Genomic DNA, 19,920 nt, shown 5'->3' on the forward strand with positions numbered 1-19,920 from the left:
CGGGGTCCGGCAAGACGACACTTCTGCGCATGATCAACCGGCTGGTCGAGCCGACCGCGGGCATCATCAAACTCGACGGCGCCGACAACCGCTCCGTGCCTGGCTACGAACTGCGCCGCAGCATCGGCTACGCCATCCAGGGCCACGGCCTGTTCCCGCACCGCACCGTGGCGCAGAACATCGCCACCGTGCCGGTGCTGCTTGGCTGGGACAAGGCCCGCATCAAGGCGCGCGTCGATGAACTGATGACGCTCTACCAGCTCGACCCCCGGGAATTCGGGCCGCGTTATCCCCACGAACTTTCCGGCGGCCAGCAGCAGCGCGTCGGCGTCGCCCGCGCGCTCGCCGCCGAACCCAATGTGCTGTTGATGGACGAGCCGTTCGGCGCGCTCGACCCGATCATCCGCACCAAGGCGCAAGAGGACCTGCTGGCCATCCAGAAGCGCTTCGGCACCACCATCATCCTCGTCACCCATGACATGGAGGAGGCGGTTCATATGGGCGACAAGATAGCCGTCATGGATGCCGGCAAGCTGGTGCAATACGCCAGGCCGGCGGAAATCCTTGCAAACCCGGCCAGCGGCTTCGTCGAGACTCTGGTCGGCGCCAGCGAAAGGCCGTTCCGGCTGCTGTCGCTGGGACGGGTGCGTGACGCCGTGGAGCAGGGCGCCGCCGAAGGCGAGGCGATACCGGGCGATGCCAGCCAGCGTGACGCCTTGGCCGAGTTGTTGTGGTCGGGCAAGCCGGCGCTGCCGGTCAAGGGCGCCGATGGCAAACCGCTCGGCCGCGTCACGGTGGACGGGCTCGTCAAGCGGGCGGCGAGGCCGAAATGAGGGCCTGGCTGCCTTTGCTGCTCAGGCTCGCGCTTGTCGTGCTGCTTGTCGCGTTCATCACCAACCCAGGCTGGTTCGAGCCGCTGCTCAAGCCGCTGACCGAAAACAACGCGCCCGCGATCTACAACCAGGGCAGCCTGCTGACGCTGACGCTGCTGCATCTGCGCACCGTGCTGATCGCCACGGTCGCCGCGACCATCGTCGCGGTGGCCCTGGCCATCGTGGTCACACGGCCGGCGGGCGCCGAGTTCCTGCCGCTGTCGCGCAGCCTCGTCAACATCGGCCAGACTTTTCCGCCGGTGGCGGTGCTGGCGCTGGCGGTGCCGGCGGTCGGCTTCGGCGAAAAGCCGACGCTGATCGCGCTGTTCCTCTATGGCCTGCTGCCGATCTTCGAAAACGCGCTGACCGGGCTGACGACACTGCCGGCCAATGTCGTCGAGGCGGCACGCGGCGCCGGCATGACCGGCTGGCAACGGCTCACCAAGGTGGAACTGCCGCTCAGCGCTCCGATCATCCTCGGTGGCATCAGGCTTTCGGTGGTGATCAGCCTGGCGACGGCCACCATCGGCTCGACCGTGGCCGCCAAAACGCTGGGCGAGGTGATCATCGCCGGCCTCCTGTCCAACAATCTCGCCTTCATCCTGCAGGGCGGCCTGATCGTGGCCGCGCTCGCGGTGCTGATCTATGACGGGCTTTCGGCGGTCGAGCGCTATGCCGCGCGCCGGATGGGGAGCGAAGCGGAATAGTCTTCAGGCTCGAGCACGATCCCGCGGCAGTTCCCTTACGTAATTTCAATCGATCTAAATCAAGGCTCTGGACAGGGGTGTCGTCGCGGCATCTGCCTTTTGGGCGAAAGCCGGGCAAAAACCGAACAATATCTTGACGTTCGCGGCCCTGTTTCGCATACACCGATGCGAAGAGGCGGATTCCGTGCGCGGGATTCCATCTTTGTCTCATCGGCCCAGGGAGGGGTTCATTTGGGCCAACAATCGAGGAAAATTCGGCAATGACCATTATTTCCGCCGTCATCGCCTGCGGCCTGCTTTCTGTCCTTTACGCCATATGGGCGACACGTTCGGTCCTTGCGTCCGATCAGGGCAATCAGCGCATGCAGGAAATCTCCGCCGCCATCCGCGAAGGCGCGCAAGCCTATCTGGCGCGCCAGTACACCACGATCGCCATTGTCGGCGTCGTCGTGCTGCTGCTCGCCTGGTGGCTGCTGTCCATCACCGCCGCCATCGGCTTCCTGATCGGCGCCGTCCTGTCGGGCGCGGCCGGCTTCATCGGCATGCATGTGTCGGTGCGGGCCAATGTGCGCACCGCTCAGGCGGCCTCCAACAGCCTCGCCGCCGGTCTCGACATCGCCTTCAAGTCGGGCGCCATCACCGGCATGCTGGTGGCTGGCCTCGCGCTGCTCGGCGTTTCGATCTACTACCTCATCCTGACCCATTTCATGGGGCTTCAGCCCAATGACCGTGTCGTCATCGACTCACTGGTTTCACTCGGCTTCGGCGCTTCGCTGATCTCGATCTTCGCCCGTCTCGGCGGCGGCATCTTCACCAAGGGTGCTGACGTCGGCGGCGATCTGGTCGGCAAGGTCGAAGCCGGTATCCCCGAGGATGATCCGCGCAACCCGGCCACCATCGCCGACAATGTCGGCGACAATGTCGGCGACTGCGCCGGCATGGCCGCCGACCTGTTCGAGACCTATGCGGTGACCGTGGTCGCCACCATGGTTCTGGGCGCCATCTTCTTCGGTGGCACCGCCGTGCTCGGCGCCGCGATGCTCTATCCGCTCGCCATCTGTGGCGCCTGCATCCTGACCTCGATCGTCGGCACCTTCTTCGTCAAGCTCGGTTCCAACGGCTCGATCATGGGCGCGCTCTACAAGGGCCTGATCGTCACCGGCCTGCTGTCGATCGTCGGCCTCGGCGTCGCGACTTCGGCCACGATCGGCTGGGGCGAGGTGGGCACCGTTGCCGGCATCGTCATCACAGGCAAGAACTTGTTCATCTGCGGCCTCATCGGCCTGGTGGTGACCGGTCTCATCGTGGTGATAACCGAATACTACACCGGCACCAACAAGCGTCCGGTCAACTCGATCGCCCAGGCATCGGTGACCGGCCACGGTACCAACGTCATCCAGGGTCTCGCGGTGTCGCTGGAATCGACGGCGCTGCCGGCCATCGTTATCGTCGGCGGCATCATCGCCACCTACCAGCTCGGCGGCCTGTTCGGCACGGCGATCGCCGTCACCACCATGCTCGGCCTCGCCGGCATGATCGTGGCGCTCGACGCCTTCGGTCCGGTCACCGACAATGCCGGCGGCATTGCCGAAATGGCCGGCCTGCCCAAGGAAGTGCGCCATTCGACCGACGCGCTCGACGCGGTCGGCAACACCACCAAGGCGGTAACCAAGGGCTACGCCATCGGTTCGGCCGGCCTCGGCGCATTGGTGCTGTTCGCTGCCTATTCGAACGATCTGAGGTTCTTTGCCGCCAATGGCGACAAATATCCTTACTTCCACGGCATGGGTGACATCTCCTTCGATCTCTCCAACCCTTACGTCGTCGCCGGCCTGATCTTTGGCGGCCTCATCCCGTATCTGTTCGGCGGCATTGCCATGACGGCAGTCGGGCGTGCGGCGGGCTCGATCGTCGAGGAGGTGCGCAAGCAGTTCCGCGAGGACAAGGGCATCATGGCCGGCACGTCCAAGCCGAACTACGCGCGTGCTGTCGACATCCTGACCAGGGCGGCGATCCGCGAGATGATCATCCCGTCGCTGCTGCCGGTGCTGGCGCCGCTCGTCGTTTATTTCGGCGTGCTGCTGATCTCGGGTTCGAAGGCCTCGGCCTTTGCCGCCCTCGGCGCTTCGCTCCTCGGCGTCATCGTCAACGGCCTGTTCGTGGCCATCTCGATGACCTCGGGCGGTGGCGCCTGGGACAACGCCAAGAAATCGTTCGAGGACGGCTTCACCGACAAGGACGGCGTCAAGCACCTCAAGGGCTCCGAGGCGCACAAGGCTTCGGTGACCGGCGACACGGTCGGCGATCCCTACAAGGACACCGCCGGCCCGGCCGTCAACCCGGCGATCAAGATCACCAATATTGTGGCCCTGCTGTTGCTCGCCGTGCTCGCGCACGGCTAAGCAAGGGGCGAATCTCGAAGACAAAACCCGCGGGAGCGATCCCGCGGGTTTTTCGTTGCCGGGCACCTTCGAAAGGCAGCCTCAGGCCCTGTAACCGAGATAGATGCGGTGAAGGTCGTCGCGCGCGGCGAGTTCGGACGCACTGCCTTCAAGCGCCACGCGCCCGCTTTCCAGCACGTAGGCACGTTTGGCATGGGCAAGCGAAAGCGCGGCGTTCTGCTCGGCGAGCAGGAATGCGGTTCCCTTTTCCTGGTTTAGCCGCACGATGATCTCGAAGATCTCCTGCACGATGCGTGGCGCGAGCCCCATCGACGGCTCGTCGAGCAGGACCAGGCGCGGCCGTGTAAGCAACGCCCTGCCGATGGCGAGCATCTGCTGTTCGCCTCCGGATGTCAGGCCGGCTTGCGTGCGCCGCTTGTCCTTCAGTCGTGGAAACCATGCATAGATATCGTCGAGCTGCCGCTTGAGTTCGCCATGCCCCGGCCGATGCAGGAAGGCGGCGGCAAGCAGGTTCTCCTCGACCGTGAGGTGCGCAAAGACATGGCGCCCTTCGAGCACATGGACGATGCCGCGCGCCGTCAACCGGTTGGCGGGCGTGCCGAGGATGGTCTCTCCGTCGAAATGGACATGGCCACGGCGCACCGTGGCCCGATCGGCGGCGGCGAGGCCTGAGATCGCCTTCAGCACCGTGCTTTTCCCGGCACCGTTGGCGCCGAGCAAGGCGACGATTTCGCCCGCGTTGATCGTCAGCGAAACGTCGGCAACCGCCAGGATGGCGCCGCCATAGACGACTTCGATATTGGAAACGTCGAGAAGCTTGCGCAGGGCAGGGGACGCATCGGTGGTGGGGAGCGTGGCGGTCATCATCGGCCTCTTCTCATCGGGACGCGGCGGATGCCGCGCCCTGATGGTCGTCAATCAGTTGGTCTCTGTGTCCGGTGTGCGCGGCGTGATGCCATGCTCCTTGGCATAGGCCGCCGCACCTTCCTTGATCAGCGGATTGAGAAGGTCATGGTCCGCTTTGATCCAGTCGGTCTTGAGCACCCATTTCTCCCCGTCCCAGCTCTGGATGCGGGCAGCACCACCCCCTTCATGGTCGGTGGGCGTGATCTTGATCGGCTGCAGCAGACCTTCGAAGCCGATCTGCTTCAGCCTGGCATCATCGATCGTCAGGTGCTCGAAGGCCCAGCGTCCTTCCTCGCCGTTCAGCGGCCGGGCGCCGAAATGCTTGTAGCCGGTGCGCAGCGCCTCCACGGCGAGCGCCGCGTTGACGAGACCGACATTGTAGTTCACGGCGCCGAAGAGCTTCTGATCCCTCAGGTCAGACTTGCCCTTGTCGAGAATCTCGGCCTTGAGGCGCTTGTGGATGTCGAAATCGGTGCCGCCCGGATAAGGTGCCAGCGCCGAGTAGCCGATTGCCGCCTTGCCCGCCGGGATCACGTCGGATTCCGAACCTGCCCAGACGTCGCCGATGATGTGGTCCGCCGGGAAGCCGAAACGTTGCGCCGTCTTGATCGCCACGACGGTGGAAACGCCCCAGGTACGGAGGAACACCCAGTCCGGCTTCTGCTCCCGAACCTGGCGCCATTGCGGCGACTGTTCGTTGCCCGGATCGGCGACCGGAATCTGGATGTTCTCGAAGCCGTATTTCTTGGCGAGCACATCGATGGCCGGCTGGCTGGCGCGGCCATAGGCGCTGTCGTGATAGACGGTGGCGATCTTGAGGCCCTTGAGCTTTTCGAACCCGCCGACCTTGGAGGCGATGTAGTTGATGCCTGTCGAGGCCTGGCTGTAATAGCTGAACAGCAGCGGGAAGGCATAGGGGAACACCGTGCCGTCGACCGTCTCCGTCTTGCCGCCGGCCGGGTCGATCAGCGGGATCTTGTCGGCCGCCGCCTTTTCAAGAAGCGCATAGGTCGCGGGCGTGCCGTGGGTGAAGAAGAAGGCGAGCGGCGAGCCGTCCTTGCCGGCCTTGACGCGCTCGTAGACCTCCACCGTGCGATCCGGGCTCCATTCGGTCTCGAACTCCTCGTAGTTGAGCTTCACGCCCTCGACGCCGCCCTCGACCTCGTTGATGTAGCGGAAATAGTCGCGTTCGCCCGCCCACCAGAGCTCTCCCGAAGAGGCGTAGGCGCCGACGCGGTAGGTCGGCAGCGGAATGTACTGGCTGACATCCGCGGCTCGGGTCACGGTCGCGGTTGAGAAGACGGTGCCGGCGAGAAGCACGGCCAAAAGCAGTCGTTTCATGGATTTAGCTCCTAGTTTTGAGAGGATGGAAACAATCGCCGGCGCGCTGTTAGCCTGATGCCGAGCAGGCGCGCAAGACCTTCGGGTTCCCTGACCAGGAACCACATGATGAGCAGTCCGAAGATGCCTTTCTGGATGTTCTGCAGCAGGCCGGCATCCACGTGACCGCTGAAGAGGTGCTGGAACAGCCAGTCCAGCGCGAGCGGCAGCAGGCTGACGAAGGCGGCTCCCAGATAGGCGCCGCGAATGGTGCCGAGGCCGCCGATGATGATGATGAACAGGACCTGGTAGGATCGCGACAGGCCGAAACTCTGCACGCTGGCCGAGCCGAGATAGGCAAACGCCCACAGCGCGCCGGCAATGCCGAGGATGAAGCTCGAAACTGCGAAAGCCTGCAGCTTCGCCCGTGTCACCGGCACGCCTATCACCGCCGCCGCGGTATCCATGTCACGGATCGCCATCCAGTTGCGGCCGGTCTGGCTGCGCACGAGGTTGAACGACAAGAGCGTAATAAGCGCGACGGCGCCGAGCGTCAGGTAGTAGCGCCCGTGCGGTGTTTCGGCGTTGAGCCCGAAGACTGTAAGCCCGCGCGGCAGGGAGATCGTGGCGGATGAGTTGCCGTCGTAGAACCACGGGAACTTGAGGAACAGCCACTCGAAGAAGAATTGCGCCGCGAGCGTGCTGACGATCAGGTAGAAACCCTTGATACGCGTAGAAGGGATGCCGAAAGCGACCCCCACGGCAGCCGCGATCAGACCCGAGACAACAAGCGCCAGCGGCAGCGGCAGGTCTGGCACGCGAAGCTGCAGCGAAAAGGTGGCGTAGGCACCGACCATCATGAAGGCGCCGGCGCCGAGCGAAAGCTGGCCGGCATATCCGGTCAGGAGATTGAGCCCGAGCCCCGCGAGCGAAAGGATCAGGAAGGGGACGATGATGGCGTTGATCCAGTATTCGGAGGCCAGAAGCGGCGCCGCCAGGATCAGTATGGTGGCAGCAGCGAGACCCGCGGCGCGCAGGCCGGCGACGCCGTTTACAGGGGCGGCGATGCGCAGATCGATCTCGGACATGGCTCAGACCCTCTCGATCTGGCGTTCGCCGAACAGCCCGGCGGGACGTACGAACAGGAAGACGAGCGCCAGCGCATAGGCGAACCAGGGCGTGATGCCGCCGCCGAGAAACGGGCCGAGATAGGTTTCGGCAAGGCTTTCGCCGGCGCCGACGATGAGGCCGCCGACGATGGCGCCTGCAATCGAGGTGAAACCGCCGATGATGAGGACGGGCAGCGCTTTCAGCACCACAAGGGACAGCGAGAACTGCACCCCTTGGCGCGCACCCCACAGGAGCCCGGCGACCAGCCCGACGATGCCCGCGACCGCCCAGACGATCTGCCAGATGCGGTTGATGTCGATACCGAGGGACAGGGCCGCGCGCGTGTCGTCGGCGACGCCGCGAAGCTGGATGCCGATGCGGGTGCGGTTGAAGAGCAGCGACAGGCCGATGCCAAGCGCCAGCGCGACACCGGCCGCTATCAGGTCGAACTGGCTGATCATGATGTCGCCGACGAAGACCGGCAAATCGTCTATGCCGAGATCCAAGGCGCGAACCTGTGAGCCCATGATGCCTTGCGCCACGGCTTCTACCAGGTAGGACAGGCCGAGCGTCGCCATGAACAGCGTCATCGGGCTTCGGTTGGTAAGCGGACGCAGCAGCAGCTTTTCGATGGCGATCGCCATCAGCACGAGCAGCGCGATCGTGATCGCGATGGCAACGAGCGCTGGAACGCCTTGATCGGTCAGCGAGACAAAAGTGAGCGCGGCAAAGAGCAGGATCGAGCCCTGCGCATAGTTGAACACGCCCGACGCCTTGTAGATCAGCACGAAGCCGATCGCGACCAGCGAGTACATGGTGCCGGCGAGAAGGCCGCCGATCAGCGTTTCGGGGAACATGCTCATGCGGCGATCTCCGCACGTTCGGTGCCGAGATAGGCTGCGATGACATCGGGGTTGTCGCGGATCGTCTCCGGCGGCCCGTCGGCCAGCTTGCGCCCGTAATCCAGCACGACGACATGGTGGGCGAGTTCCAGCACGATGCCGATGTCGTGCTCGATCAGCACGATCGTCAGATGGAGCTCCCTGTTGAGCCGCGCGATGACGGCCGCGATCTCCTGCTTTTCTGCGGCGTTCATCCCGGCGAGCGGCTCGTCGAGCAGCACCATGCGCGGCTCGGCGACGATGGCCCTGGCAAGTTCGACTTTCTTCTGCACGCCATAGGGCAATGTGCCGACAATGGTCGCCGCGTGGCGGTCGAGGCCAAAAAGGTGCAGGACTTCATGTGCCCGCTCGCGGAAGCGACGTTCCTCATGACGGGCACGCGGCAGCCGGAACATTTCCTCGACAAGGGTCAGCCGTGAATGGCGGGAAAGCCCGGTGATCACGTTGTCGACGACGCTCATGCCGGAAAACAGGGCGTTGTTCTGGAAGCCGCGCCCGATGCCGCGGCGGGCGGCCTCGAGCGGCTCCATGCGCCGAAAGTGCTCGCCTTCGAAGATGATCTCGCCGGAATCGGGCACATAGACGCCGTTCAGGATGTTCAGAAGCGAACTCTTGCCGGCGCCGTTCGGGCCGATCAGCGCGCAGATCTCCCGGGCTTCGACCTGAAAACTGAGATCGGCAATCGCCTTGACGCCTTTGAACGACAACGAGACGTTCTTGACTTCCAGGGCAGGGGGCGTGGGCGTGGTCATCGCGTAATGAATCCGTCGTTCATGCTGTTCGGCATGGATCACCCTCGCGAAGGTGCGAGGATTGGCAGGGCTTGGCCGACTGTGTGGCTCGGAGGTGAAGCCTCGGCTCAGGCGGCTTCGCCGGACGCGGCCGCTGCTTCTTCCCGCTTGACGCGTTCGATGTCGCGGAACCGGTGGGCGGGATGGTTTGCCGGCAGATACGGACCTTCGCCGAACAGCTTTTCGCGCAGCGTGCCCTCGCGATACGAGGTTGCGTAGACGCCGCGTTTCTGGAGTTCGGGCACGACATAGCCGATCACGTCGGCGAAGCTGTCATGCGCCAGCGCATAGGCGAGGTTGAAACCGTCTATGTCGGTTTCTTCCACCCACTCCTGCAGCAGGTCGGCGATGGTCGACGGCGAGCCGACGAAAAGCGGGCCGAGACCGCCAATGCCGCCCCACTTGGCCAGTTCCTCGATCGTCCACACCTTGTCGCCTTCGGCCAGGTGTTCGACCGCCGAGATGATGGCGTTGGTCTTCACCTTCCTGACGGTGTCGGTCGGCTTGTAATGGCCGAAATCGATGCCGGTCCAGCCCGACATCAGGACCAGCGCGCCGTCATAGGAGGCGTATCTGGCGTAGTCCTCATATTTGGCGCGCGCCTTCTCGTCGGTCTCATCGACGATGATGGTCGCCATGGCGTAGATCAGCACCTTCTTCGGGTCGCGCCCCTGCGCGGCGGCGCGCTGGCGGATGTCGGCGACATAGGCGCGGGTCGCGTCCTTGAGCGGCGTCGAGATGAAGACGCACTCGGCATGGCCGGCGGCGAATTGTTTTCCGGCTCCCGATGCGCCGGCCTGGAACAGAACCGGCGTGCGCTGCGGCGACGGCTCGCTCAGGTGATAGCCGGGAACCTCGAAATATTTGCCCCGGTGGCCGATCTCATGGATCTTCGACGGATCGGCGAAAACGCCGCGTTCCTTGTCGCGGATGACGGCGCCTTCTTCCCAGCTGCCCTCGAACAGCTTGTAGAGGATTTCGACATATTCGGTCGCGACGTCATAACGGTTGTCATGCGAGCGCAGCCCGCCCTGGCCGACATTCTTGGCGCCGCTCTCCAGATAGGACGTGACGATGTTCCAGCCGACGCGGCCCTTGGTGTGATGGTCGGCGGTCGAAAGCCGGCGCGCGAACGTGTAGGGGTGCTCGAAACTCGTCGACGCGGTGATGCCTATGCCGAGGTGATTGGTCGCCAGCGCGATCGGATTGGCCAGCTGCAGCGGGTCGTTGACCGGGATCTGCACGCCCTGCAGCAGAGCGTTGTCCAGGTTTCCCTTGTAGACATCGTAGTAGCCGACGACGTCGGCGATGAAGACGGATTCAAAGAATCCGGTCTCCAGAAGTTTCGCCAGATCGGTCCAGTACTCGAGATCCTTGTATTGCCAGGACCGGTCGCGCGGGTGCCGCCAGAGACCGGGCGACTGGTGCCCCACGCAATTCATCTCGAAGGCATTGAAGCGTATTGTCTTGGCCATGAAGCGTTTGTCCGTACTGATATGAACGGCACAGTACGGGCGCAAAGCCATGCGATACAGAAATTCTATCTTTTTTATAGACTTTATAGGAAAAAGGCATTCCTCACGGTTTGCTGCCGACGGCCTTCCCCGTTCCTCGACATAGCTGCCCCGCGGATTTGATTTGCCTCATCACTGGCAAGCCGGCCCCGCCCCTGGCCAAACAAAAACCCGTGAGATTGCTCCCACGGGTTTTCGGTCGCCTGAGACGATGCTGCTTTTCGCGGGGAAGAGCAGAATTTGAGGGATCAGGGCGTGCCGCCGCCGGGAATGCCAGGCGCCAGCTTGCTGGCGCCGTTGATGATCTGGCTGAGGAAGTTCTGGTCCTTGCCGCCGGTTGGCGTGGTGCGCGAGATGAAGTCGAAAATCTTGCCGTCCTTGAGACCGTAATTAGCGATCTGCGTGACGCGGCCATCGGCGCCGAAATAGACTGCAAGCACTTTCTGGTCGACCAGCCTGGGCTTGTCGAAGGCGACATAGCGCTTGCGGGTCTGTGAAATGTAATAGAACGTCTCATTGTCGAACGTCGCCGTCGTCGACGGCGTGCCGAGCGCCAGCAGCACCTGCTCGCGGCTGGAACCGACGGGAACCGAATCGACCGCCTGCTGATCGTAGACATACCCTTGAGTGATCGTCTCGCTCGGGCTGAGGTCACCGAACATCTTGTTGGTATGGCATGCTGACAGCGCCGAAACGACAAGCAGCAGCGAAACGGCGCCAGCGGGCCTGGAGGCGAAGGTCGACTTGAAATTCAGCGCGCGCAACAACAATTCTCCATTATATCGCCGCAACTTGCGCTGGGCCGCAAAACCGGTAAACCAGCTTGCTTGCCGATGCAACAAGGCCAATTCAACAAACGGTCCCCGGAGACCATCCCCATGTTCCAGCGCCTTTTTGGTCGCGAACGTAACGCCAACCGCGCCATCACGGACGCGCTTTACGCACAAATCGTGGCGGCGGCGCGGCAGACTGTATTTTATTCCCACTGGAATGTGCCGGACTCGCCGCTCGGTCGATTCGAGATGCTCTCGCTCCATATGTTCCTGGTCCAGCATCGCTTGCGCGGGGAGGACGGCGTGGCCCAGGAGATCGCGCAGGTGCTGATCGATGAGTTCTTTCTCGACGTCGATCATTCGCTGCGCGAATTGGGCATTGGCGATGTCGGCGTGCCCAAACGCATGAAGAAGCTGGCCAAGATGTTTTATGGCCGCACCGCGGCCTATGACGACGCGCTCGAAAGAAATGATCTCGAAGGCCTGACCGCGGCTCTTGCCCGCAACGTCCGCCCCGATGCGGCAAACTGGCCGCAGGCGTCGCAATTGGCCACTTATGTAGCCGACGCCTGCAAACAACTGGCCGCGCAGCCGACCGAATCAATCGTTGCCGGTACCGCCGCCTTTCCGCTCGCCAGCGAGGCTGATCGATGAAACACGCTGATCCGCAAAGTCCGGTCTCCTTTGTGGCGAACGTCGCCCGCCTGCCGCAGAAAGGACTGCCGGTGGTGATCGAGGCCGATGCCGCCCAGCGCGCCGCACTCGCCGAGGAGCACGGCCTTCTGTCCGTCGAAGCCTATCGCGCCGAACTTCTGGTGACATCCTGGAAGCGCAACGGCGTCAAGGTCAGCGGCCGCGTCGAGGCCGACATCACGCAGGCCTGCATCGTCACGCTCGATCCCGTCGTGGCCCATATCGATGAGCCGGTCGAGGCGCTGCTGCTGCCGGAGGACTCCAAGCTTGGGCGGCAGGGTTTCGAAGGCGGCGGCGAGATCTTGCTCGATGCGGATGGGCCGGACAGTCCCGAAACATTTTCCGGTGATACGATCGATGTCGGCGCCCTGGCCGAGCAGTTCTTCGGATTGGCGATCGACCCCTATCCGCGCAAGGCGGGAGCGTCGCTGGATGCCGCTGGCGACGCCGAACCGGCCGAGAATGAATTTCAGCAAAAACTGCGATCCTTGCTGGGAAAATCCTGAAAACCTCGCTGGCGACGGAAAAGTCGGTTGTGTGAAAACCCAAAACCGCTATTTTCGCCGAACCTTCGCGATCACCAAAGCGACCTGCCGCCTAACCGTGAGATGATTACCGCGTGATCAGGATTTCCATCGATGCCATGGGCGGCGATCACGGACCAGCCGTGGTCATCCCGGCGCTCATGACCGTCGCCACCCGCCGTCCCGACATCCGCTTCGTCATCTACGGGCGTGAGGAACTGGTGCGCCCCGAACTCGCCAAGTTCCCGAAACTGGTCGAGGTGAGCGAGTTCTTCCACTGCGAGATCGCGGTCAGGATGGACGACAAGCCAAGCCAAGCGCTGCGCCACGGCCGCTGGAAGTCGTCGATGTGGAAGGCGATCGAAGCGGTCAAGTCCGGCACGGCCGACGCTTGCATCTCGGCCGGCAACACCGGCGCGCTGATGGCGATGTCTAAATTCTGCCTGCGCACCATGGCCACCATCGATCGCCCGGCGATCGCGGCATTGTGGCCGACCTTGCGCGGCGAAAGCGTGGTTCTGGATGTGGGGGCCACCATCGGCGCCGACGCGCACCAGCTCATTGATTTCGCGATTCTCGGCACCGGCATGGCGCGTTCGGTGTTCGGCATCGCCCGGCCCACGGTTGGCCTGCTCAATGTCGGCGTCGAGGAGATCAAGGGCCAGGAAGAGGTCAAGGAAGCCGGGCGCATGCTGCGCGAGGCCAACATGGCCTCGATGAACTATCACGGCTTCGTCGAGGGCGACGATATCGGCAAGGGCACGGTCGACGTGGTGGTGACGGAAGGTTTTGCCGGCAACATCGCGCTGAAGACCGCCGAAGGCACCGCGCGGCAGATCGCGGGTTACCTGCGCGCCGCGATGAGCCGCACCCTGATGGCCAAGATCGGCTATGTCTTCGCCAAGGGCGCCTTCGACCGGCTGCGCGAAAAGATGGATGTCGGCCGATCCAATGGCGGCGTCTTCCTGGGGCTGAACGGCATCGTCGTCAAAAGCCATGGCGGCGCGGATTCGGATGGTTTTGCCGCCGCGATCGAGCTTGGCTACGACATGGTGCGCAACAATCTGCTCGACCGCATCGAGGCCGATCTGGACCTGTTTCATGCGCGCAACCCGCATGCCCTGACATCTCGGAAATCCGACGTCGTGAGCGACGCGAAGGAATAGGAAAGAGCTTTGATCAGATCAATCGTGCGCGGCACGGGCGCCGCGCTGCCCCGCCGCATCATGAAGAATGCCGATTTCGAAGGCATGGTCGAAACCTCGGATGAGTGGATCGCCCAGCGCACCGGCATCCGCCAGCGCCATATCGCCGGTGACGACGAGACGACCGCTTCCCTTGGCGAGGCCGCCGCGCGCGCCGCTCTGGCCAATGCCGGGCTGACGCCCGCCGATATCGACCTGATCGTGCTTGCGACGTCGACGCCCAACAACACGTTTCCCGCCACGGCGGTCGAAATCCAGAACCGGCTCGGCATGCATCACGGCTTCGCCTTCGACATGCAGGCGGTGTGTTCGGGTTTCGTCTATGCGGTGACCACGGCCGATCTTTACATCCGCGGCGGTCTGGCCAAGCGCGTGCTGGTGATCGGTTCGGAGACCTTTTCGCGCATTCTCGACTGGAACGACCGCTCGACATGCGTTCTGTTCGGCGACGGCGCCGGCGCCCTGGTGCTCGAGGCAGGCGAGGGGACGGGGGGGATTGCCGACCACGGCGTTCTGGCTGCCAGCCTGCGTTCCGACGGCACGCACAAGGACAAGCTCTTCGTCGACGGCGGGCCCTCGACCACCGGAACCGTCGGCCATCTCAGGATGGAAGGCCGCGAGGTCTTCAAGCATGCCGTCGGCATGATCACCGATGTGATCGAAGCGACATTCTCGCAGGCCGGCATCACCGCGGAGGATCTCGACTGGTTCGTGCCGCATCAGGCCAATAAACGGATTATTGACGCTTCGGCCAAGAAGCTCGGGATTGCCGAGGAAAAAGTGGTGGTTACCGTCAATTTGCACGGTAACACCTCGGCGGCTTCCGTGCCGCTGGCGCTTTCGGTGGCGGTCGCCGACGGCCGCATCAAGAAGGGCGACCTGGTGTTACTGGAGGCCATGGGCGGCGGCTTCACCTGGGGCGCGGTTCTGGTTCGCTGGTAAGTGCCGAACGCTCCGGTTTCGGTCCTTGACCTTGCCGGATCAATTACTTAGGGTCTGCGGTTGTTGTGCCGATTTTGTGTTTTGAGCTGATGGGACGGTCGCATGGGGGGAAAGACACTTACTCGCGCCGACCTTGCGGAGGCCGTATACCGGAAGGTCGGCCTGTCGCGCACTGAATCGGCCGAGCTCGTCGAGGCGGTTCTGGACGAAATCTGCGAAGCGATCGTGCGCGGCGAGACTGTCAAATTGTCCTCCTTCGCCACCTTCCATGTCCGTTCCAAGAATGAGCGCATAGGTCGCAATCCCAAGACCGGTGAAGAAGTTCCGATCCTGCCGCGCCGGGTGATGACCTTCAAGTCGTCCAACGTGTTGAAGAGCCGCATCCTGCGCTCGCACCAGAACAGCAAGGCCAAGGGCGGCAAGTAGTCTTGCCATTGCGCGGTTGATAACCGGCCCGGAGATGCCGCCAGGCTTGAATATTGCTTCACAAACCGCTGAAATAAGACCGATTCGGCAGCTTGGCCGGATTGGTATTTTGCGCATGATCCATCCCGCACAAACGGGATAGGACTGTTCCGGGTTACGCTCCAGCGTGAGGATTTTCGCCCATGGACAAAAGCCCTGACGCCTTCCGCACCATCAGCGAGGTTGCCGAGGATCTCGATCTGCCACAACATGTGCTGCGCTTCTGGGAAACGCGCTTCAACCAGATCAAGCCGATGAAGCGCGGCGGCGGCCGGCGCTATTATCGGCCGCAGGATGTCGAGTTGATCAAAGGCATCCGCCATATGCTCTACGACCAGGGCTACACCATCAAGGGCGTGCAGAAGCTGCTGCGCGAAAACGGCAATCATTTCCTGGTCGCGATCGGCAATGGCGACATGGCAGCCGTCGAAGCGATCTCGCAACGCAAGCAGGCCGACCAGGTGCCGTTGACGCCGGCGGCGCAGCCGCGCGGCGGCGACGATGAGCTGGTTGGCCAGCCAAGGGTCAAGCCGAGCCGCCGTTTCTTCGGCCTGGGCAAGAGCGACGAGGAAGGGCCGGTTCAGCCCGACTCCTCAAAACTCTCACGCGACAACAGGGCGTTGTTGCAGGAGGCGCTGTTCGATCTCCTGGAATGCAAACGCCTGCTGGACCAGGTGCGCTGACCGCCGCAAGGCGCTTTAACAGCTCGAAACTGGAACCCGGCTCGGGGTAGGGCGTTACGTTTCCTTCTGCAAGACGTTGTTGAGCAAGACAAGGAAACGGATGATGGCATCATTTTCGACCCTCTCGGACATTGACCTCGAAAAGCAGGTCGAGGTCCTGTCAAGGGAACTCGCGGCACTACGCAAGGCATTGTCGAAGCGGGGTAGCGCCTATTACGACGACGGACGTGATGCCGCTCTCGATACTTATTCCGACCTTGCGGGGCGCCTACGCGATGCCATGCCGGCAATCCGCAAACAAGGTAGGGTGCTTGAGAAATCTGCCCGGGATCACCCCGCTGCAGCAGCCACCATCGGCCTTGTCGTACTCGGCGTTATCGCCAGTCTGCTGTTCAGCCGGCGCTGATTGTCCAAATCGGCAAGAAATTCGGGAAGAAAAATGGCGGCTCGCCTTTGAGGTGTTGCCGCCATTGCTAATTCCTCAACGGCTCACAGCTCTGCTTCGGTAGAGAGCGCGCAATGCGTCGGCATAGAGACGGGTCATCCCGTTGTGCTGGCGGCGCAGGAAGGCGGATTGATCGAGCCGCCACAGCTGCTCGATCTCCGCGGCGATCGCCGGATTCGTCCATGTTCCGTATCCGGCAGCCGAGTAGGCGGTGATCTCGCCGGCATAGAGACGATCGTCGGTAACCAGGAAGTCGACGCGGATATAGTCGAGGTCGCCGGCGATGCCTGGCGCTATCGAGATTGCCTCGCGGACATGGTCGACCAGCCTTGCATTGACGGGCAGTCCCTGGTCTTCGCGGGGATAGTCCGGATCGCGACCGGGCAAGGGATTGGCTTCCCGGTCGAACAGCACTGAACGCTTGGCGAGCTTATCCTCCACCCAGACATGGGATATCACCCCGCTGCAGACATGAACCTTGATGTCGGTGGCAATTGCGCCGCCGCTGAGCGCCAATCGCTCTTCCACGAAGACGCTCGGCACGACAGGCCAATAGGCCCATTCGCCATTGCGCCGCCCGTAGCGTTTCCTTAGCCAGCGGTTCGCCCTGCGCACGATGGCGGCGCGGTCGGGCTCGCCATGGGAAACCAACATGTTCATCGCGCAGCCGTGGTTTGTTTTGACCAAGACGGTACCGGCCAGCAGATCCGCAGGAATGTCGCCGGCATCACGTCCGCTCCACAGCGTCCTGGGTATGGCGATCTCCGGGCAGGCATCGCGGATATACGCCTTGGCCGCGAGCTTGTCGGTCAGTGTCACGAACAGCGGGTTGCGATCGAGGATCTTTCGCCAGAGCAGAAGCTCATGGTAGCGCGCCGGCGCAGCTGGATTGGGCAGATACCCCAATTTCATGAAAAACCGCACAACAAGGGCAGGGTGGCGAAACGTCAGCCACAATCGGGCCACTGACAGGACAATGCGGTTTGTCCGGGAAAGATCGGCCCTGGCCGTCATCGGGATACCTGGCTGGTTGGCGAAAGACTGACCCCGGTCAGTGCATGCCGGTCAGAAATATCCCTTGCCGTATCGCGATTTGGCCCTGCATGGAAGATATCGCTCCGTGCGCGATATCAGGATGGATGCCCAAAATACTGGGCCAGTGCTTTTCGCCGCAACACGTCCGGTTCATGTTGGACTTGGCGATGCACTACCAAGAGAAGACCAGCTTTGAACAAGAAGCCAAGGCCGGTCTTCTCGTTGGCGGTCTGGTATCAGGCCTTCTTCACCATCTTCTTCATGTGGTGATGGTGATGATGGTGGTGGTGGTGATGATGGCGATGGTGGTGGCGATGATGATGGTGATGACGATGATGCTTTGCCATCGGGGCTGCATCCGCGCTCGCCACGCCGATAGCCGGCACGGTGAAAGCGACTGCGACTGCAAGGCCGAGGGCCGAGAGGAGGGACTTCTTCATGGATCGTTTCCTTTTTCCGCAGGCATATGTAAATCGGGTCGATCACCCGACCGCCGCGCTTGAAATTACGCTCCCGAATTTTTTCGTCAGTATTTCCAGATTGTAGAATTTTGTTTCTGGAGTGTTTCCGGCCGCCGGGGTTTCATCGCCCTCAGCGGTGAAAACCCCGGCTTTCGGGCACGCGTCTACATCGGGGGAACCACGCCATTGTTCCCAACCACGACCCGGCTCGAGCTCAGCATGCCGTCCGCTCCACGCTGGGCGGTAACGAAAACAGTTGCACCCGGCTTGAGGTCGGTCGGTGTGGCCGGCGCGAAGGTCACCACCGGCGTGCTGTCGGGAATCGATATCTTCTTGGTCTGCCCATTGTCATAGGTCAGCGTCACCGCGCGACCGTTCACATCGGTGACGTCGGCCACGGTGCCATTTGTCATGCGGCTGTTGGGCTGCAGGTCCCATGGGCGGTCGCCTTCGCCGGTGCCTTTCAGGGCTGCCGGGAAGACCACCACTTCCAGGGCGCCGCTGCCGCCATCCGCCTTCGAAACCGAGGCAATGCCGAGGAAATCGCCCTGTTTGATGTCTTTGACGGAGGCGCTGGCGACACCTGATATCTTCCAATCCTGATTGAGTTTGACCGCCGCCTGGTCGCCTTGACGGGTCTTCACGGTCAGCACCGAAGGTTCGAAGCTGATGACCGTGCCGCGCACGCGCAACGTATCCGCCGCCTGGGCGCTGGTCGCGCCGGCAAGGCAGAGGCCGGAGATCGTGCCGAGCACGAGAAGGGATGTCTTGAGGTTCATTGCGTGGGATCCTTCCGGGAAAGAGGCTGGCTGGAACCCGGGGTTCATGCCAGCAACGCCACGACAACGAATGGGCACTGGCAAACCGACAGGCAAAAAGCTGCGGGTGCGTTCAAAACAACTTGATCGAACCGGCATGGTCGCCGCGACCGCACGAGCTTCCGTTCACGATAGCGTGACGGCCAGTTTGTTGCTTGGCAAATCGCTGGCGAGGGGGCATCTTCCCGCCGTCTCAGGCAACACCCTTTTTATCAAACTCTTTCAGTCACGGAGTTGCCAATGCCCCAAAATGCAAAAAGCCACGCCTCCTCCGAAGTCAGCGAGAACGGGCCGATTTACACCACCCTCAAGGCGATGCGGGAAGCCCGCGGTTACAGCGTGGAAGAGCTGTCCCTGACATGCGGCCTCGCGGTCGACGAGATCGACGATATCGAGAACGGCAGGGAGTTCGATCCGGCGAAGCTGCGGCGCGTCGCGACCGCGCTCCGGCTTCCGGAGGACACTCTTGTTGCTTCCGCCGCCGCTGTGCCGGCCGCGCAAGGTCGGCCCCTGGCATAGAACCGGCGACAGCATATCCGAGAACCCGCCAAGGCTTGCCTGGCGGGTTTCTTGTTGATGTCACCGCTTCCTGCGTCAACTCGCGCTTGCTGATTGGCGGAAGGCGCGTGTTTATACCTGCGGTGTCCCGCGCCAGACGGCGCCTGCCGGATATCGAAGGTCAATCATGAGGTTTTCGGGATGAGCCTGGAGTCTGTTCGCGCGTTTTTCGCCGCCCAGGCGCCCGACATGGAGGTGATCGTCACCGAGGCGAGTTCAGCGACGGTGACGCTGGCCGCGGAGGCGCATGGTGTGCTGCCCGCCCAGATCGCCAAGACCATCTGCCTTCGCGTCGGTGAGCGCAACATGCTCGTCGTGACCAGCGGCATCGCCAGGCTGGATAACAGGAAGTTCAAGGACCAGTTCGGCGGCAAGCCGCGCATGCTGGACGCGCAGGAAGTTGTCGCCGCCACCAGCCATCCGGTCGGCGGCGTCTGCCCGTTCGGCTTGCCGGCGCCGCTGCCGGTCTACTGCGACGTGTCGCTGCGCGCATTCGCGGAGGTGGTGCCCGCAGCCGGCGCCACCAACGCCGCGGTACGGATCGCGCCGCAGCGGATGGCCGATCTGGTCGGAGCCGAATGGGTGGATGTATGTCAGGATTGAACGCCTGATCCAGTCCACAGCGAACACGAAGCTGAAGGAATGATTTGGCCTGATCGGCGGGGCGGACTTCGGGGACAAGTCCTGCTTCGAAATGGTCGGAGTGGCCGGATTCGAACCGACGACCCCTTGACCCCCAGTCAAGTGCGCTACCGGGCTGCGCTACACTCCGGACCGGTCGCGATGTATCGTGA

Annotated in this window: 21 protein-coding genes and 1 tRNA gene; 12 read left to right on the forward strand and 10 right to left on the reverse strand. The window is 62.9% G+C overall.

Translation table 11 applies throughout. The annotated features are described in order from the left end of the window. The 3 genes from J0I79_RS20985 to J0I79_RS20995 all read left to right on the forward strand — a co-directional run. The coding region (locus J0I79_RS20985) for an ABC transporter ATP-binding protein (protein WP_292863308.1) at positions 1-833 on the forward strand (833 nt) is incomplete at its 5' end. Further along, positions 830-1,579, forward strand: a complete 750-nt coding sequence (locus J0I79_RS20990; protein WP_292863311.1) for an ABC transporter permease — start codon at positions 830-832, stop codon at positions 1,577-1,579. The genes J0I79_RS20985 and J0I79_RS20990, both read left to right, overlap by 4 nt. A 260-nt stretch (positions 1,580-1,839) precedes the next feature. After that, positions 1,840-3,981, forward strand: a complete 2,142-nt coding sequence (locus J0I79_RS20995) for a sodium-translocating pyrophosphatase (protein WP_292863314.1) — start codon at positions 1,840-1,842, stop codon at positions 3,979-3,981. Between the two features lie 81 nt (positions 3,982-4,062). Here the strand turns inward: J0I79_RS20995 and J0I79_RS21000 are convergent, their stop codons facing one another. The 7 genes from J0I79_RS21000 to J0I79_RS21030 all read right to left on the reverse strand — a co-directional run bounded on the left by J0I79_RS21000 (position 4,063) and on the right by J0I79_RS21030 (position 11,288). Next, complete coding sequence (locus J0I79_RS21000) at positions 4,063-4,845, reverse strand: ABC transporter ATP-binding protein (RefSeq protein WP_292863317.1); 783 nt, start codon at positions 4,843-4,845, stop codon at positions 4,063-4,065. Between the two features lie 54 nt (positions 4,846-4,899). Further along, a complete protein-coding gene (locus J0I79_RS21005; RefSeq protein WP_292863320.1) occupies positions 4,900-6,228 on the reverse strand; it encodes an ABC transporter substrate-binding protein in 1,329 nt (442 codons plus the stop codon). 11 nt (positions 6,229-6,239) lie between these two features. Next, positions 6,240-7,295, reverse strand: coding sequence for a branched-chain amino acid ABC transporter permease (locus J0I79_RS21010; RefSeq protein ID WP_292863323.1), 1,056 nt, complete (start codon positions 7,293-7,295; stop codon positions 6,240-6,242). A 3-nt stretch (positions 7,296-7,298) separates the two neighbouring features. Then, complete coding sequence (locus J0I79_RS21015) at positions 7,299-8,180, reverse strand: branched-chain amino acid ABC transporter permease (protein WP_292863326.1); 882 nt, start codon at positions 8,178-8,180, stop codon at positions 7,299-7,301. Continuing rightward, positions 8,177-8,971 carry an ABC transporter ATP-binding protein gene (locus J0I79_RS21020; protein ID WP_292863329.1) on the reverse strand — a complete coding sequence of 265 codons (795 nt, stop codon included), beginning with the start codon at positions 8,969-8,971 and terminating at the stop codon, positions 8,177-8,179. The genes J0I79_RS21015 and J0I79_RS21020 overlap by 4 nt, the downstream gene beginning before the upstream one ends. A gap of 107 nt (positions 8,972-9,078) precedes the next feature. After that, positions 9,079-10,485 (reverse strand): LLM class flavin-dependent oxidoreductase, encoded by a 1,407-nt coding sequence (locus J0I79_RS21025; RefSeq protein WP_292863332.1) that lies wholly within the window; start codon positions 10,483-10,485, stop codon positions 9,079-9,081. Positions 10,486-10,772: 287 nt separating this feature from the next. Next, the gene (locus tag J0I79_RS21030) at positions 10,773-11,288 is read right to left on the reverse strand and encodes an outer membrane protein assembly factor BamE (protein WP_292863335.1); all 516 of its coding nucleotides are present in this window, start codon (positions 11,286-11,288) and stop codon (positions 10,773-10,775) included. Positions 11,289-11,402: 114 nt separating this feature from the next. On the opposite strand from J0I79_RS21030, the gene J0I79_RS21035 reads away from it, so the two are divergent. The 7 genes from J0I79_RS21035 to J0I79_RS21065 all read left to right on the forward strand — a co-directional run bounded on the left by J0I79_RS21035 (position 11,403) and on the right by J0I79_RS21065 (position 16,215). Next, positions 11,403-11,951, forward strand: coding sequence for a ubiquinol-cytochrome C chaperone family protein (locus tag J0I79_RS21035; RefSeq protein WP_292863338.1), 549 nt, complete (start codon positions 11,403-11,405; stop codon positions 11,949-11,951). Continuing rightward, a complete protein-coding gene (locus J0I79_RS21040; RefSeq protein ID WP_292863341.1) occupies positions 11,948-12,496 on the forward strand; it encodes a DUF177 domain-containing protein in 549 nt (182 codons plus the stop codon). Before J0I79_RS21035 ends, J0I79_RS21040 begins: the two co-directional genes overlap by 4 nt. A 113-nt stretch (positions 12,497-12,609) precedes the next feature. Beyond that, complete coding sequence (gene plsX / locus J0I79_RS21045; RefSeq protein ID WP_292863344.1) at positions 12,610-13,680, forward strand: phosphate acyltransferase PlsX; 1,071 nt, start codon at positions 12,610-12,612, stop codon at positions 13,678-13,680. A 9-nt stretch (positions 13,681-13,689) separates the two neighbouring features. Beyond that, positions 13,690-14,661 (forward strand): beta-ketoacyl-ACP synthase III, encoded by a 972-nt coding sequence (locus J0I79_RS21050; protein ID WP_292863347.1) that lies wholly within the window; start codon positions 13,690-13,692, stop codon positions 14,659-14,661. Between the two features lie 102 nt (positions 14,662-14,763). Beyond that, a complete protein-coding gene (locus J0I79_RS21055; protein ID WP_006201891.1) occupies positions 14,764-15,087 on the forward strand; it encodes an integration host factor subunit alpha in 324 nt (107 codons plus the stop codon). A gap of 182 nt (positions 15,088-15,269) precedes the next feature. After that, positions 15,270-15,809, forward strand: a complete 540-nt coding sequence (locus tag J0I79_RS21060) for a MerR family transcriptional regulator (protein WP_027046741.1) — start codon at positions 15,270-15,272, stop codon at positions 15,807-15,809. Positions 15,810-15,912: 103 nt separating this feature from the next. Continuing rightward, on the forward strand, positions 15,913-16,215 hold the full coding sequence (locus tag J0I79_RS21065) for a hypothetical protein (protein ID WP_292863353.1): 303 nt from the start codon (positions 15,913-15,915) through the stop codon (positions 16,213-16,215). Positions 16,216-16,290: 75 nt separating this feature from the next. Here J0I79_RS21065 and J0I79_RS21070 read toward each other — a convergent pair whose 3' ends face one another. Further along, the gene (locus tag J0I79_RS21070) at positions 16,291-17,166 is read right to left on the reverse strand and encodes an ATP-grasp fold amidoligase family protein (RefSeq protein ID WP_292863356.1); all 876 of its coding nucleotides are present in this window, start codon (positions 17,164-17,166) and stop codon (positions 16,291-16,293) included. A 748-nt stretch (positions 17,167-17,914) separates the two neighbouring features. After that, positions 17,915-18,529: a hypothetical protein gene (locus J0I79_RS21075; RefSeq protein ID WP_292863359.1), complete on the reverse strand. Its 615-nt coding sequence runs from the start codon at positions 18,527-18,529 to the stop codon at positions 17,915-17,917. A 279-nt stretch (positions 18,530-18,808) separates the two neighbouring features. Here J0I79_RS21075 and J0I79_RS21080 point away from each other — a divergent pair, with 279 nt between their 5' ends. Next, positions 18,809-19,087, forward strand: coding sequence for a helix-turn-helix transcriptional regulator (locus J0I79_RS21080; protein ID WP_292863361.1), 279 nt, complete (start codon positions 18,809-18,811; stop codon positions 19,085-19,087). 180 nt (positions 19,088-19,267) lie between these two features. Continuing rightward, complete coding sequence (locus J0I79_RS21085; protein ID WP_292863364.1) at positions 19,268-19,729, forward strand: YbaK/EbsC family protein; 462 nt, start codon at positions 19,268-19,270, stop codon at positions 19,727-19,729. Positions 19,730-19,821: 92 nt separating this feature from the next. Here the strand turns inward: J0I79_RS21085 and J0I79_RS21090 are convergent. Continuing rightward, positions 19,822-19,898 (reverse strand) — tRNA-Pro (locus J0I79_RS21090). Between the last annotated feature and the right edge of the window lie 22 nt (positions 19,899-19,920).

Origin of the sequence: Mesorhizobium sp. (assembly GCF_017306585.1) — a bacterium.
In the GTDB taxonomy this organism is placed as follows: Bacteria; Pseudomonadota; Alphaproteobacteria; order Rhizobiales; family Rhizobiaceae; genus Mesorhizobium.